This is a genomic window from Catellatospora paridis (genome assembly GCF_009720365.1).
Classification (GTDB): Bacteria; Actinomycetota; Actinomycetes; order Mycobacteriales; family Micromonosporaceae; genus Catellatospora; species Catellatospora paridis.
In genome coordinates this window covers 60,591-75,870 of record NZ_ML769316.1, presented here as the reverse complement: position 1 = coordinate 75,870, position 15,280 = coordinate 60,591, and the positions used below count along the sequence as shown (strand labels likewise).

Below are 15,280 nucleotides of genomic sequence, written 5' to 3'. Positions count from 1 at the left end.
CTGTTTCTAGTAAGCGTTAATCTGAGAATCGGGCTGCCAAGAATCTGCGTCCAGGTAGCCATATGCCAGCGCAAAGTGCCTCACCGCGCCGGTGAGTGTGACGAAGCGCTCCTCTGCCTTTAGCCGTACGGGAGCGGTTACCCCGACCGCAACATCGTCAAGCAGCGGATGCTGGAGCATCCCGAGATCCTGGAAATCCAGGACATCGCCCAGCCGGGTTCGGTCAGCTGATGATGTCCCATACGGATATAGCATGCCCAGGTGGAGTTCGAGCTTGGGCTGGCCTTGTGCGGGCAGTGTCTGTGCTTGCTCGGCGAAGGCGTGAAGGGCGATGTCGTCCGCTAGCTCCCACGCGCTATTCCAGATCCTGAACAGTTCGTCGGTCTTCAGGCGCGGAGCGATGGAGCCATTTCCGTAGACGCGGTCCAGCATTGAGGCCTCGAATGCTTCTGATGCATGCAGTACTGGGAGTGGCCTCATCAATTTTGCATCGATGCGAAGATCAGCAAGTAGCAGCGCATCCGAGATCCCGTCGCTGAGTTGCACCCGAAGGTCGGCTGCGGCGATCTCATCTGAACCATCCGTGAAACGGATGCCGTATGTGGCGAAACGGGTGTCGTTCCGACGGTACTCATCGGAGGTCAACTTCCAGGCAGGCGCGTCTGTGCCTTTGGCGAAGAGCGTTCGGGTCATCGTGTTTCGATCTTGCAGAAGGGAGGCAACCACACGAGGCAAAGTACTGCGTGTCAACGCTTCAACGAGACGTCGGCGTCCAACGGCGTCGATTATGAGATCGGGCACGAATAAAGCAGGGCGATGCGCAACCCTCAACCGCAGCCACTCGCGATCATGAGAACTCGACCATGTCGTTCGGTCTCGAGACGCTGTCATCGTGTATGTGACCTCTGGACGCCAACGATAAGATCCGTGCGGATCTCTGTCGACCAAACCAGCACCCCAAGATCCACCGCGCAACCTGACGCCTACGGTGCGTTGTCCGATCACTCCGGTGCTGGCTACGGGAAAGCCTGCACCTGCTAGGCCGCCCAACGCTTGCGGAGCTGGGCTAAGCGACCGCAGAGCATTCCACCACTCGTCGCATATCACAGCCACTGGTTCGTTCAGGATCCCAGCTAGGACGGTAGTCGTGCCTTCGTCTGTCTCAAAGACCTGAACGGCACCTGGGCCTTCGTGATAGATGCTCGTGACAGGATCTCCGATCACCGCACGCCCACCAGCCTGACGGAAGGCGGTTCTGAACGCCATGGTGAAACGCGGGTCTCCCGCGCCGACCTCAGATCGGCCCTGAAGGCTTCGTCGCATCTGGGTCAGCACGTCTCCCTGGGTGTCTAGCCCGAAGTGGGCGCGAATATCCTGGTACCTGGTCAGCAAGGTGCACAAGTGGTAGTGATCCCAGACCCGCCAGTCCTTAATGCCGATACGGGATGCGTAGGAGCTGACCAACTTGGCAATCACGTCCCTGCCGCCAGTCCCGGGTACCGCCGAGAGGCGAACGTTCGTCGCGAAGATGAGGTAGTCCGGCCTTCGGCCACTGCGCACCCTGGCCAGCTCGACATCGGCCCATTGCTCGAGTTCGCCCCGGATCTGCTGTTTCAACCACGACGCACCCACGGAAGGATCGGGCGAAGGGCCGTTTCTGAACTTGGCCTGAAGCACACCATACCCATCCCAGCGCGCATCATCGAGCACGAACTGCCCTTCGAAGGTTCCGTCGCGACCACCGTCTGGCCCTGGGCCGAAGGCATGGAAGGAGGAGCCAAACATCGAGCTCGCGACAGCCTGTGTCAGCTGCTCGAACTGGCGCTCACCGAGATCGGACAGATCGTATTCCACGCTCGACATTCTCCGTCGCGGGCTGACATCCTGTTACAGCGGTACCGAGGGACTGACGGCATGGCCTCAGCTCTTCACCACGGTGAGCCTCGCCCGCCCTCGGCCGGCATCACGAGTGGCCCCGCCTTCGATCGCCGTCGGGATGAGGCCAAACACGTGCCTGTTCAGCTCGGGAAGGTGGAGCTGCAGCTCCTTGGCGATCCCGGCAGGTGACAGCCCGTCGGCACGGACCGCCTGAAAGACCTTGGCAAGTACCTGTGAAGTCTCCGGAGGGATGCCGTCAGGCTCGGTGCTGCGGTAGCCCATCCGTGACAGGTTGACGCAGACGCTTCGGTAGCCCCATTCGGTCAGCATGTCGACCTCGTGCAGGCGGTGCGCCAGAGCCATCGCCGAGACTCGCCACCGTGCCTTCCAAGCTATGATCCGGTCGGTCATGGCACCCTGCAGGCCGTGGGAGAGAATGTCGGCGCGGGGCATCAAGAAGGCTGCCGCGAACCGGTTGGCCTCCTGCTCGGCATCCGGGCCGTGCGGCTCCCGGTGTTCGCTGTGCAACACTAGATGACCTAGCTCGTGCGCACTGTCGAACCGAATGCGCTCGCCGGACTTGCTGACGTCGAGCAGAACCAGCGGATCCTTGCCGCGGTACGTGGAGAATGCATCTACGTCAGTGCATTCGGCCGCGAGGGAATACACCCGGACGCCGTGCGCCTCCAAAAGATGGACCATGTTCGCGATGGGTGCTTGCCCCAGGCCCCAGCGAGCGCGGACCATCTCGGCGGCGGTCTCCGGGTCAGTCTTCGGCAGATGCGGCACGTCGGGAGCGGGGAGGACGAAGCGTTCGTCGATCCAGTCGTTGAGCAGCAGTGCGATCCGGCCGGCGCTCCGCGCGGCGTCTCGCCGGAACGCCGGTGTCTTGCTCAGCGCGCGGAAGCTGATCGCCTCGATGGGGATCTCGTCCAGCTCTGCGGCGAAGAAGAAGGAGACAGGAAAGGCGAGTGCCCTGCTGAGCGCGCGGAGGTTGTCGAGGCTGGGCTGCTGATGGCCGTTCTCGTACGCTGACAGGCTGCGCGCGCTGATGCCAGTCACCTGAGCGAGCTTGACGAGCGACAGTCCTCGCCGCTTGCGGGCCAAGATCAGGCGACTTGTGGTCAGCGTGTCCATTAGATGATCAAATCAGGTTCAGGTCAGCGGCGTGCGACGAGGATGTCGATGTCCGGCGGGAACTCATCTGGCGGCAGGTTCAGGTGCGCTTGAGGCTCGCGCGGCATCGACGGGAACAGGATGCGCTCCTGCCAACCGGATAGACGACCGCCTGTGGTCGCCACCGGCAGCGACAACTCATAGCGGATCTCGCCGGAGCTGATGTGATACAGCAGGATCCACGTCGCCGTAGCGTGCTCGTCCTGGAGATCCTGTTCGGGCAGCGTGAACAGCTCAAGCTGGATGTTGTCGCCGACCGCCTGAAGCATCATCGGCCCTTTGTGGTACTTGGTCGAGGGCTGCGCACTCGAATCCCCGGTGCGTTCGTCTCCGAGCGCGGTCACGATCGCGAACTTACGGTCAGGGCTGAGCGTCCGCGCGAGGTTGCGGGGATTGTCCTTGCTCCAGCCGAGCGGGGCGGTGCCCTCGCGCAGCACCCGTACGGTGCGGAAGTACCGGACGAAGCCGCGGGCCATCACGGGATCGTTGTCGGTGCACTGGCGGGCCTCGGCCTCGCCGGCCTCGACCGCCATCGCGATGATCTTCGCGGAGATGCCGAGCTTCTCTAAGCGGGGATCACGATCCCCGCTTTCGTGTACCAGGTGGGGTCGACTCACGAGTCCTCCATGCGATCAAGTCTTCGCGAAATCCTCCCTCACTTGAGGTAGAAAAACAAGAAACGCGGCATGTGGTGTCGTCTCGTCGTGCCGCGGACGCTCCCGTGCAGTGCGTGCGGCGTCATGGTGTACACGGACCGCCAGGCCGCCGGTGACACGAGTGAGCGGGTGGCGTGCTTTCGCGGAAGCGCGCCACCCGCTATGTGCCGCGGACTTCGGGGCCGCCCAGCCATGACAACCACGGCCCCGCCCTCATGGGGCCGTTGACGGGTACAAGGGCCGATCGCCGCTCGGCGCCCGGATCGACGACTTCGCGCCGGTCACCTGGCGCAGAAAGCCGCCGCGTCGGTGAAGGGCATCTGTATGGACTTGGGTCGGCGACCTTGGCGCACTCGGCGAGGTCTGCGGACCTGCCAATCGGTCGCCGCGACCTCTTCGGGCCTGGCCGTCAGTACTGCTCCGGCTCGGCCTGGCTACTCGACGACGGACCACACTTCCGTGGTGGATGGCTCGCCGCCTCTGGAACCAGGGTCCGCTGAAAGGCCCAGTTCGATGCGTTGACGCGGGGTCAGTGCAGGGGGGCGGAGAGCGCGTGCGTGGTAGACGAGGGCCGCATCGTCCACCGCCTCGAACCGCACACGCACCCTCCCATGGCCATCACCGGTGGCCAGGCGGCCGTCGGCGGCGAATGCCACCGCCTCGACGAGGCCGTAGTGGTCGGTGAGGTTGTGCAGCAGCTGCCCTTGTTCGTCCCAGAGCCGGACGGTCTTGTCGTGGGAACCGGTGGCCAGGCGGCCGTCGGTGGCGAACGCCACTGCATTGACGGGGCCGTCGTGGCCGGTGAGGGTGTGCAGCAGCTGCGCTTGCTCGTCCCAGACCCGGACGGTCCGGCCAGTGGACCCGGCGGCTAGGCGGCCGTCGGCGGCGAACGCCAGTGCCCGGACGGGGCCGCCGTGGCTGGCGTGGGTTTGCAGCAGCTGCGCATGCTCGTCCCAGACGCAGATCCTTCCGTCTTGGTAGCCGGTGGCCAGGCGGCCGTCGGCGGCGAACGCCACGGCCGAGACGGGGCCAGTGCGGTCGGTGAGGGTGCGGGACAGCAGCTGCATATGCTCGTCCCAAACCAACATGCTGTTGTCGGAGCCGGTGGCCAGGCGGCCGTCGGTGGCGAACGCCACTGCATTGACGGGCCCGTCGTGGCCGGTGAGGGTGTGCAGCAGCTGCCCTTGCTCGTCCCAGACCCGAACGGTCTTGTCGCTGGAGCCGGTGACCAAGCGGCCGTCGGCGGCGAATGCCGTCGCCCGGACGGGGCCATAGTGACCCGTGAGGGTGTGCAGCAGCTGCCCATGATCGTCCCAGACCCGGACGGTCTTGTCCTTTGAGGCAACGGCCAGGCGGCCGTCGGCAGCGAACGCCACGGATATGGCGTCGCTTAGAAGGTCATAGGTAAGCACTCTTGATGGATGGGCGGGCTTGGCGGCAGCGGGAACGTCACACACTGTGCCGGCTCGGCCGAGCGTTGAAAAGCCACGCAGTACAACAAGAATTTCACCTGCCAGCCCTCGGACACGGATTGTCCTGTCGTCGGAGCCGGTTGCCAGGCGGCCGTCGGAGCCGAATGCCACCGCACCGACGGGGCCGTCGTGGTCGGTGAGGGTGTGCAGCAGCTGCCCGTGCTCGTCCCAGACCCGGACCGTTCCGTCGTGGTAGGCGGTTGCCAGGCGGCCGTCGGCGGCGAACGCTACCGCCGCGACGGAGCCGTCGTGGTCGGTGAGGGTGTGCAGCAGCTGCCCGTGCTCGTCCCAAACCCGGAAGACTCTGTCTTCGACACCGCCGGTGGCCAGGCGGCCATCGGCCGCGAACGCCAACACTACGGGGCCATGACGGTGGTGGTCGGTGACGGTTTGTAGCAGCGGCCCACGCTCGTGCCAGACCTGGACCGTTCCGTCGCGGCAGCCCGTCGCCAGGCGGCCGTCGGGGGCGAACGCCACCGCCTCGACCGAACCGTCGATGTCGGGCAACGTGTGGAGCAATTGGCCACGCTCATCCCAGATCCGCACGCTGTCACCGGCGCCCGTGGCTAGGCGGCCGTCGGCGGCGAACGCCACCGCCACGAATATGCCGTCGTGGCCGGTGAGAGTGTGCAGCAGCTGCCCCTGCTCGTCCCAGACCCGGACGGTCTTGTCGTCCGAGCCGGAGGCCAGGCGGCCGTCGGCGGCGAACGCCACAGTCTGGATTGGCCCGTCGTGGCCGGTGAGGATGTGTAACAGTTGCCCCTGCTCGTCCCAAACAAGGACGGTCCCGTCCTGGGTGCCGGTGGACAGGCGACCGTCGGCGGCGTATGCCAGCGCCCCGACATGGTCGAATGCCCGCCATGCCAGGACTTCTTCGGCTGGCATGGCGGCCTGCAGCGCGTACCGGGCCAGGGGCGTGGGCGCCAGTTCGGTGTAGATGCCGTATGCCAAGGCAAATGCTTTGACCGGGTCGGTGCTCAGCATTGCCAGCGTGGTGCGGGCGGCGTTGTCGGCGCGAAACTTCCGCGATTGCCGGTCGCGGTGGTAGGAAGCCGTCAGGTACTGCCGGTCGCGAGCGGGCAGGAACAGCTGTCTGGTCGCGGAGTGCAGGTCGCGCAGGCGCCGTCCGTCCACCAGATAGTCCGGGCTGCGCCCGACGGCTTGCCAGGCCGCGGCCAGGGCGGCCAGTTCGGTCGTGCGGCGCAGCTGCTCGGCGTGGGCGGCGATGTGCTCCCGCATCCTGTCCCACCGGCGCAATAACGCCTCGTGGCCGATGGCGTACACCGTGGCGCCGTCGCGCACGTCGCTGGTGATGAGACGCTGCTCGACGAACGCCTCCACCACGGCCCGCTCGTCTGGGCCTAGGTCGTTTGCGAAGACGGCCTGTCGGGTAGGTTCGCTGCCGGCCAGCGATACGAACGCCAGCAGCACGTCCAGGCAGCGCTTCTCGGATAAGCCCGTGTCATCGACCGCCAGCCGCGCGCGACGGTCGATGATCCCGAAGACGGTGCCCGCGGCCTGGTAGTCGGCGCGGCTGATGTGGTGGTCATCGCCGCGGCGGTCGTAGAGATCAGACAGGAAGTACGACAGCAGGGGCAGCACATCGCCGCCTCCGGCCTCAGCCAGGATGTCTTCGGCCAGCCCGTCGTCGAAGGTCGTGTCGGTCTCGGCCGCCGGCTGCTGGATGACCTGGCGTAGCTGGTCCTTGGTCATGACGTTGACCATGAACGGAGCCGTGAACAGCTCCGATCCCGGACCCTGCTGGAACACCCCGATGTACTCCGACCGAACCGTAGCGACTACGTGCAGGCGCGAGTCGCGCCGAACGAGCCACGCCAGCAACCCCATGAACCGTCCCCGCTCATCGGCGGTATGCAGCGTCGCGAGTTCTTCGAACTGGTCGACGACAATCAGCAGCCGGTCCGCTCGCTGCCGCAACTCGGCCAGCCGCGACAGCACCGGCCCTAGCACTGGGTCGCCGGCCCTGACGTCGGGATGGGCGGCGGCCCGGTCCGCGGCCGGGCCGAGAGCGACTCCCAGCACGTCTGCCAGCCGGCCGAGGCCGTCGTTGCCGGGAGTGATGTCGGGCAGGACCCTCCAGCGCGCATCGAGGCGAGACAGCAGGCCAGCCAGTACCAGGGACGACTTACCCGCCCCTGATGGGCCCACCACCGGTACGAAACGCAACCGCGACGACGATCCGATCGCGACCCGTTCAACCAGATCCCGCGTCTCGTCAACGCGTCCGGCGAACACCGCGGCCTGCTGGGCCTGGTACGCAGTCAGGCCCGGGTATGGGTTGCGGTCACCATCGACCCAACGCGGGGCAGCCCGGAAAGGACCCCGCCGCGCCCATAGCCACCACGAGATGACCACGACCATGACCATCACGCCCATTAACCATGCGTACGACACCACCGGCTGCAACCAGCCTGGCCAGTCATCCGCCGTGGCTGTGGCCAGGTTCGTGAACAGCCCCATACCGGTCCCGAACACAAAAGCCCAGTAGTCGAAGGGGGACCTCCCCTGCTGCCTGACCGCCACAACACCCCGAAACAAGTCAATCGACGACGTGGACAGAGACCATTGGAGCACCCCTGCGCCGCCCGTCGCTCTCCGCCGACCAGACCCCAAACCTGCCCTCGGTCCCGCACCGGGTGTGTAGGCGCTTGGCTTGGTCGACGGCGCGACCGTCGCGGCGTACGTCGTCGACAAGCTGGAGCAAGCGCGGGGGCGCGCACCGGGATCTGGTCGAACTGCACTGGCGAGTCGCGGAAGATCAAACAAACGCGAAGGTCAGGGCCTGGGTGACCGATTCGTTCACACGGAAGAGGTCATCGGTTCAATCCGCCTGCCGCTCATCGTCTAACCAGAGCGTTCGGCCTTGCCCAGCTCAGCCCGGCTCAGTGAGCCGGGCTTATACTTGGGCCTGATGCCCCTATGTCTGTCAAGCCGTTCGGAAACATGCGGTGGATGGGTTGATCTGTTGGATCATCTGGTAGATCTCGCGGGCGATGTAGCGCTTGAGGCATCTGATGGCTTCGCGGCGTGTCATGCCTTGGGTGGCGCGTCGGTTGAGGTAGTCGCGGGTGCGTTGGTCGCTGCGTGTTCGGGTCAGGGCGATGCGGTAGAGGGCGGCGTTGGCGCGGCGGTCGCCGCCGCGGTTGAGGCGGCGTCGGCGGGTCTTGCCGGATGATGCCTCGATCGGGTTGACGCCGCATAGGGCGGCGAAGGATCCTTCGCTGGTCATCCGGTCGGGGTTGTCGCCGGCGGTGATGAGCAGGGCTGCGGCGCTGTCGGGGCCGATGCCGTGGCGTTGCAGCAGGTGTGGGGCGTATGCGTCGATGACTGCGGTGATCTGCTGTTGCAGTTCGCGCTCTTCGGCGGTGAGCTCTTGGATGCGTCTGGCCAGGCGGCGCAGGGTGTAGGTGGTGGCGGTGGCCACGTCGTGCGGTGCGGTGTCGGGCAGGCTGGCGCAGTGACGGATCAGCGCTGGGGTGGTCAGGCCGCCCAGGGTGTCGCGTAGGGCCGGGTCGGCGCCCACGATGACAGCATTGAGCTGGTTGACTGCCTGGGTGCGGGCTTTGACCGCGGATGTTCTGGCGAGTTTGAACATGCGCAGCATCTCCACCGGTCCGTCGCCTGTCTTGGGTGTGGTGGTGGCCCGTGTCGACAGGACCGCGTAGGCGGCGGCTGTGGCGTCGACGGCGTCGGTCTTGCCCTGGCGGCGTCGGGCGGCCCGGTCCGGGCGGTTGACCTCCACGACGGTGACGTCGTGGCGGCGCAGGTATCGGGTCAGCGCCGCGCCGTAGGATCCGGTGCCCTCAACTCCCGCGCGATGCAGCACGCCGAAGTCGCGTGCCCACGCCAGCAGGCTCCGGTAGCCGGTGGCGGTGGTCGGGAACTCCGCGTTGGCCAGCGCGACGCCCTGGACGGTTATGACCGCTGCGACGTGGGTGTCTTTGTGGGTGTCGACACCGACGATGATCTCCTCGTCGCCGGCGTGCGTGTGGCCGGCTTCGCGTGTGTGCTGCATGCCGGGCATCGGTTACTCGTCTCCTGGTCGGCTCGGGTGACGGATGGCCGTCGCCAGGCCGGCAGGGGGTCAGAACTGTGACGGTGCCCTTGTTGCGGCAAGGCCCCTATCGGGACACGCCCCACTGGCCTGGCGACAGATAGCACTCCCTGGACCGGGTCGACAGATCAGACCGAAGGCATCGACCGAGCCAGTTGCGTTGGGGGTCAGACCACGGTCCCGGGAGTACGGCTCCACACTCCCAGAGCCGCAACCTGAGCCTCACAGTTGCGTTGAGCCTCGGCGTGGTCGGGGCACACTCGAGCGGTGAAGTCGTCGGCCCGCTCACGTCCGTTGTCGCCGGCGAAGACGGCGTTCGCCGGGTTCCGATTCCCGCCGGAGGTGATCGTGGTCGCCGTGCGCTGGTACCTGCGGTTCAACCTTTCCTACCGCGACGTCGAGGAACTGCTGCTTGAGCGTGGTGTTGAGGTCGATCACGTCACGGTCTACCGGTGGGTGCAGCGGTTCACCCCGCTGCTGGCCGACGCTGCGCGGTTCTGCCGGCACTCGCCTGGTGACAGGTGGTTCGTCGACGAGACCTATGTCAAGGTCGCCGGGGTCTGGCGCTACGTGTATCGGGCCGTCGACCAGCACGGTCAGGTCATCGACGTGCTCGTGTCCACCCGCCGTGACGCCGACGCGGCCCGCAGGTTCTTCCGCCGGGCGCTGTCGACGTTGAAGGTGACACCGAACGAGGTCGTGACCGATGCCGCAGCGGTCTACCCGGCAGTGATCGAGGAGCTACTTCCGCAGGCGTGGCACCACGTCGAAGGCTAAGCGAACAACCCGATCGAGGCCGACCATAGCCAGCTCAAACACCGGTTGAGACCGATGCGCGGACTACAGACCGACAGGACCGCGCAGGTGATCATCGCCGGACATGCGTTCATGCAGAATCTCCGCCGCGGACACTACGAGGTCGCGATAGACGTCCCGCCCGGCCAGCGGGTCGCCGCGGCGTTCGCCGAACTCGCTACAACGATCTGACCGCAGGTCCGACACGGGTCCAGCACGTCCCCCGATCCCGCAACGCAACGGCACCCTCAGCATTGCCCAGCTCAACTCAGCCCGGCTCAGTGAGCCGGGCTTTTTCTTTGCCCAGGGCCGGTGGTCGGGAGTGTTCGCGCCGGCGGCTATTCCGATCACTGATGTGGGGCCCAGTTCGACAGCCGGCACGACATAGCGAGATTGCTGGCTTGACTCGCCGCGGCTCTTTTGTCCCCATCAGAAAGGAGAAAGATCATGAACCAACGCACCTCAGGTGGCCCGGACCAGCCTATCCGGGCGACAGAGCCAGCCGCAGGCAACGCGCCTGAAGGTCGGCCGCAGCCGATAGGACAACTGCTGTACACCCCGGCCGAAGCGGCGGTGGTGCTGCGGGTCTCGGAGTCGTGGCTGCGCAAGAAGGCCGCCAAGCGGCTGATCCCGTGCACGTTCATGGGCCGGTTGCTGCGCTTCTCACCTGCGGACCTGGCGGCGATCGCCACGCACGGGCACCGCCCAGTCCAACCCATCGGAGCGCGGCGTCGTAATCCGCCGCGCCGACGAAGTGGGTCCACTTGATCACCGGGCGGATCGGAGCGTCCATTGCCAGCGCTGGTCAAGCGCACCTTTGCACCCTGGGGAGACGACGATGGCATGGGTAGAAGAACGCACGGGCGGATACCGGGTCCGGGTCAGGATAGACGGCAAGGTCGTCACCGACTCCGTCCACCAGACACCGGGCGCCGCGGAGTTGCGGGCCAAGGAGATCGATGTGGAGGTCGCCCGCCGCCGCTATCGCGACCCGCGGGAAGCGCGGGTGACGTTCGACGAGTGGGTGAAGGTGTGGGCGGCCGAGCACCGTGTTGCCGAAACGACGTGGGACAGCTATCTCGGTCACCTGCGCCGCCACATTCAGCCCGAACTCGGCACCACCGAGTTGGGTGATATCAATCGGCGGCGGATCAAGTCGTTCGTCGCGCACCTGCACGAGAAGCTCGCCCCGACCTCGGTCGAGGATGTGATGAAGGTCTTGTCGCTGATCCTCAATGAGGCGGTCGCCGAAGGAAGGCTGGGCCGTAACCCGTGCAAGGACGTCAAGTGGCACGCCGCCCGTACCGAGCGTCCCCACGCCAGTGCGACCCAGGTGCTGCTGCTGGCGGGCGAGTTGCCGTATTGGGCCAACCAGGTCCTGGTCATCACCGCCGCGTACACCGGGATGCGGTGGGGCGAGCTGGCGGGGCTGCACCGCGACAACGTCAACCTCAGAGAGGGGTGGATCTTCGTCGCGGACGAGGACGGCGCGCTCAAGGAGATCAACGGGCACCTCAGCAAGGGCAAGCCCAAGACACGCGCCTCCCGCGGCCGCTACATCGTCCTTCCCAAGTTCCTCATCGACCTGCTCGCGCTGGTCATGTCCGCCCACGAACACGAGCATGTGTTCGTGGGCAGCAGGGGAGCGCTGCAACGGCGCAGCACCTTCGGTCGCACCTGGCGCGCCGGGGTGGCCAGGGCGACCGCCCCGGCCGGGCACCGCACGATCCGCAAGATCCGCGTGCACGACATGCGCCACACCCACAAGACGTGGATGATCGAAGACAACATCCCCGAGGTCGCCCAATGCGCCCGTCTGGGCCACCGGCTCGAAGGTGTCCGTGGGATCTACAGCCACGTCACCCCCGCGATGGAACAAGCGATCATCGACGGGCTGCAGCGCCGCTGGGAGTCCAACGACGGACCCGCCTTCGCCCTGGCCATCCATGCGGCAGCCGAACGGCAACCGCGCTGCCCGCGTAGAGCCGCTTGACAGAACACCGCTGCCCGAAGTGTGGCCGGAACCCGCTTGGGCTCCGGCCACACTTCGTTACCGACCAGAGTGGCCGTGTCCGACCGACGCGGGGGCACGCGGGGATGCGGGGAGCAGAAATGGGAGCACGGCCGCTCCCTGAACAGACGCCGAACGGCGCTGAACAGCGCCGAACAGCGCCGATCATGAAAATTGAAGCAATCCGACCGTGTACTCCGACAGTGCGCTCCGATGCGATGGCGTGCGCTGTCGGCCCAGGGCCGGCGGTCGGTGAGCCAGGTTCCTAGGATGGGCTGGGCATAGCGCCCTAAATCACCCCCTAGAAGCGGCTGAAATCGGACATGGGGGCCCTGCGCGCACCTCTGCGTTGAGTGCGCTACGCTGTACGGGCTGCCGCGGTGAGAGATCAACACGGCAACGGGCTGTAGCGCAGCTTGGTAGCGCACCTGACTGGGGGTCAGGGGGTCGTCGGTTCGAATCCGGCCAGCCCGACAGGGTAAATATGCAGGTCAGAAGGCTGTTCCCGATCATGGGATCGGCCTTCTTTGCTTGCCCGGGGACCAGTTGGTTAAGTGCGCTCGGCAGGAAGCGCATCCTGACCGTGGGTCAAGTAGCCCAGGTGATGCAGGCGCCGGACAGGGCACCCACCGTTTGAGGGATCGGGTCGCAATGGCGAGGGCGAACGCATGCATGTCCGGAAATGCGGAAATCGGCGCACCATGGTTCGGCCGGGCAGGCGGAGGCTACGGCGGGCTGACCGCTGATCGGTTCCAAGGGGCCAGGTGTGCTGGTATCGCTGGAGGGTGTATGCCGTATCTGCCTGACCTGGCCATGATGTTGGCCGACGGTGCTCGGATCGCTCGAGATGGCGTCGAGGCTCGTGCGGTCCTCCAGGATGTCAAGGACGCCGTGCCCGGTCGGTTGGGCACCCAGGACTGCCGTCGGATGCGCGGCTGGGTGCAGGCCCACTCGAGCTTCGCGTACGCGCTGTGGCGCGGCGGGGACCGTTGGGGCGCCGAGGCCCGAATAACGGCGCTGGGGCAACCAAATGACGCATCACCCGCGGTCCCACGTCGGGTTCTGGGCGGCGCGCCGCAGCCTGAGCCGTGGCATCGACCATTGATCCTGGCGGTACGCCACGCTACGCCGCCACGCTACGCCGCGCCGGCGGCCCAGCCGAGATCGCCGGTGTCAGAGCCGGCACCCCCGGTCGCGTCGCGCACCGGATACACGGGCACACTTACCACTGCCAAGACCGTTAGAGCGGGGTTTTGGCAGCTGGCCTGCGACACGAGCAAATTCGGTGGCCTTATGCGGCGGGCAGGCGCCACACGTTGACGAGCCCGTTGCTGCCCGCACCGGCCAGCAGTCCATCGACGCTGACAGCGACACTGAACCCACCTTTGATCCCACCGGTGAGCGGCTTGCCTATGGGCTGCATCGTCCGAGTGTTCCATCGCCGGATGCCGTCGGTGTGGGCGCTGATCACCTGGCCGCCCGGTCCGAAAGCGACCGCCCACGCAGCGACGGAATTGCCCGAGGTGCCGACGCCTTCACCGGTCGACGTGTTCCACAGCCAGATCTTGCCCTCGTCGTGACCGGCGCTGGCCAGCAGCGAGCCGTCTGCGTTGAAAGTAACATCTACCACATAGTTCTTGCCGTGTCCCTTGAAGGGGATCGGAAGTTTCTCGCCCGTCGAGGGGTTCCAGAGGTGGATCTGCCCGTCGTAGCCACCGCTGGCGAGGGTGTTCCCGTCGGGGCTGAAGGCAATGGAACGAACCACGCCGTCATGGGCCAGCGAGATCTTGCGCACCTGGTTGCCCGTCGCCAGGTCCCACAACCGAATCGACTTGTCGTCGTGCGCGCTCGCCAACAGTCCGCCGTGCGGACTGAAGTCGACGTTCTGGCCCCGTTTCGGACCCGGGAGGTCCTGCAGCTGGCGTCCTGTGTCGATCTCCCAGACGCGAACGTGGCCGTCATAGTCGGCACCGGCGATCATTTTCCCGTCCGGGCTGAAGCTCGCGTGTGGCGCCGAATCCTTGTCGCTGACACCGAGCCGCTGGATCGGCTCCCACGTGCTCACCCGCCACAGCTGGATCTGGCCGCTGCCGAGTGAGGCGGCGAGGATCTCGCCGTTCGGACTGAACGTGAGACTGGGAACGGCTCGGTGTGCGGTCGGATCGGACTCGGGGCCGGCTGACGGGTCTGGGCGGAGCGTCAGCGCCGTCAGCAGGACCGGCTCAGGAACCGCTGCCGCGGTGCTGGTTGTGGGCGTCGATGCGGCCGTTGACAGGGCGGGATGGCTCGGCAGGCCTGCGTCCTCGGGGCGGTCGTGCCATGGCCGCTTCGCGGCGATGACCGTTGCCGCGACCAGGACCGCGGCGGCAGTGCCCACCGCGGCGGCCCGGCGGCCGAATCGGAAGGGCCGCGGGCTGACAGGCCGCGACGGCACAGGACCGGGCGCGGTCGGACCCGGTGGCCGGGTCTGTTGCCCAGGCAGATAGGCGGCGTTGCGGGTCAGGGCCAGGGAGTCGGCGGTGCCGGTGCCCCGCTGCTGCGGCAGGGGCAGATCTCGAGCGGCCATGGTGCGCCGCAGCCGCCGGTAGACGGTGCCGTAGGTCAGATATTGCTGCGCGCCTGGCACCCCCGACCTCAGCAAGGCTAGCAACTCGCCGGTGAAGGCCGTGTGTCGTGCGCCCTCCGGGGCGAGGGAGACGTCGTTGGCCGGGGCGGACGTGAGCGTATACGTCCCTTCGATGCCGAGCTGGCCGAGGATCGTGCTGGATGATCCGCTCATGCTGGCGACCGCCTGGCCGCTGAAGCAGCAGTCGAGGATGACGACCTTGTTCTCGGCCGGGCCGTCCGTCAGGATCTCGCGCAGGGCGTCGTAGGCCAGCGCGGTGATCGGCAGCTCGTGCGGCTCGGTCTCGCCGAAGGTCAGGTAGAGCTCGTTGCGGACGCCCTTGAGCCCGTGCCCGGCGAAGTAGACCAGCAGGGTGTCCTCGGCGTGTTCGGCGTACTGCCGAAGAGTTCGGTACACCTCCCTTGCCGACGTCGGGTCCCGCACCACGATGCAGCGGTCGTGGGGCATACCGCCGAGCAGCGGATCGGTCAGCACGAGCGCCAGGTCGGCGAGGTTGTTGCGGACGGCGGGCAGGTTCGGCAGTTCGGCTGACTGGTAGGTGCTGACACCGATCAGCACGGCGTATGAGCGCGTCGGGTCGGGCAGGCGCAC

The 15,280-nt window shown here is 66.6% G+C and carries 8 protein-coding genes, 1 tRNA gene and 1 pseudogene; 4 read left to right on the top strand and 6 right to left on the bottom strand.

Annotated features, from left to right (window positions below; translation table 11 throughout):
• Positions 1–6 precede the first annotated feature (6 nt).
• The 5 genes from F9C41_RS15990 to F9C41_RS15970 all read right to left on the bottom strand — a co-directional run bounded on the left by F9C41_RS15990 (position 7) and on the right by F9C41_RS15970 (position 9,218).
• Positions 7–1,854 carry a hypothetical protein gene (locus F9C41_RS15990; protein WP_155387599.1) on the bottom strand — a complete coding sequence of 616 codons (1,848 nt, stop codon included), beginning with the start codon at positions 1,852–1,854 and terminating at the stop codon, positions 7–9.
• A gap of 66 nt (positions 1,855–1,920) precedes the next feature.
• On the bottom strand, positions 1,921–3,015 hold the full coding sequence (locus F9C41_RS15985) for a helix-turn-helix domain-containing protein (RefSeq protein ID WP_155387598.1): 1,095 nt from the start codon (positions 3,013–3,015) through the stop codon (positions 1,921–1,923).
• Between the two features lie 23 nt (positions 3,016–3,038).
• On the bottom strand, positions 3,039–3,671 hold the full coding sequence (locus F9C41_RS15980; protein ID WP_155387597.1) for a hypothetical protein: 633 nt from the start codon (positions 3,669–3,671) through the stop codon (positions 3,039–3,041).
• 473 nt (positions 3,672–4,144) lie between these two features.
• Positions 4,145–7,663: an NACHT and WD repeat domain-containing protein gene (locus tag F9C41_RS15975; RefSeq protein WP_155387596.1), complete on the bottom strand. Its 3,519-nt coding sequence runs from the start codon at positions 7,661–7,663 to the stop codon at positions 4,145–4,147.
• A 466-nt stretch (positions 7,664–8,129) separates the two neighbouring features.
• Positions 8,130–9,218 carry an IS110 family RNA-guided transposase gene (locus tag F9C41_RS15970; RefSeq protein ID WP_155387595.1) on the bottom strand — a complete coding sequence of 363 codons (1,089 nt, stop codon included), beginning with the start codon at positions 9,216–9,218 and terminating at the stop codon, positions 8,130–8,132.
• Between the two features lie 333 nt (positions 9,219–9,551).
• On the opposite strand from F9C41_RS15970, the pseudogene F9C41_RS15965 reads away from it, so the two are divergent.
• From F9C41_RS15965 to F9C41_RS15950, 4 genes and pseudogenes are all read left to right on the top strand, one after another.
• Positions 9,552–10,244 (top strand): annotated as a pseudogene (locus F9C41_RS15965) (IS6 family transposase).
• Positions 10,245–10,499: 255 nt separating this feature from the next.
• A complete protein-coding gene (locus F9C41_RS15960; protein WP_155387594.1) occupies positions 10,500–10,820 on the top strand; it encodes a helix-turn-helix domain-containing protein in 321 nt (106 codons plus the stop codon).
• 193 nt (positions 10,821–11,013) lie between these two features.
• Positions 11,014–12,045: a tyrosine-type recombinase/integrase gene (locus F9C41_RS15955; protein WP_230689659.1), complete on the top strand. Its 1,032-nt coding sequence runs from the start codon at positions 11,014–11,016 to the stop codon at positions 12,043–12,045.
• Positions 12,046–12,463: 418 nt separating this feature from the next.
• Positions 12,464–12,537 (top strand) — tRNA-Pro (locus F9C41_RS15950).
• Between the two features lie 817 nt (positions 12,538–13,354).
• On the opposite strand, the gene F9C41_RS15945 is transcribed toward F9C41_RS15950, so the two are convergent.
• Entirely contained in the window at positions 13,355–15,280 is a 1,926-nt protein-coding gene (locus F9C41_RS15945; RefSeq protein ID WP_155387593.1) for a caspase, EACC1-associated type, read from the bottom strand.

Excerpts from the sequence above, each read along its gene's own strand:
- F9C41_RS15985 (WP_155387598.1), bottom strand. The coding sequence starts at position 3,015 with ATGGACACGCTGACCACAAGTCGCCTGATCTTGGCCCGCAAGCGGCGA.
- F9C41_RS15975 (WP_155387596.1), bottom strand. The coding sequence starts at position 7,663 with ATGGGGCTGTTCACGAACCTGGCCACAGCCACGGCGGATGACTGGCCA.
- F9C41_RS15970 (WP_155387595.1), bottom strand. The coding sequence starts at position 9,218 with ATGCAGCACACACGCGAAGCCGGCCACACGCACGCCGGCGACGAGGAG.
- F9C41_RS15960 (WP_155387594.1), top strand. The coding sequence starts at position 10,500 with ATGAACCAACGCACCTCAGGTGGCCCGGACCAGCCTATCCGGGCGACA.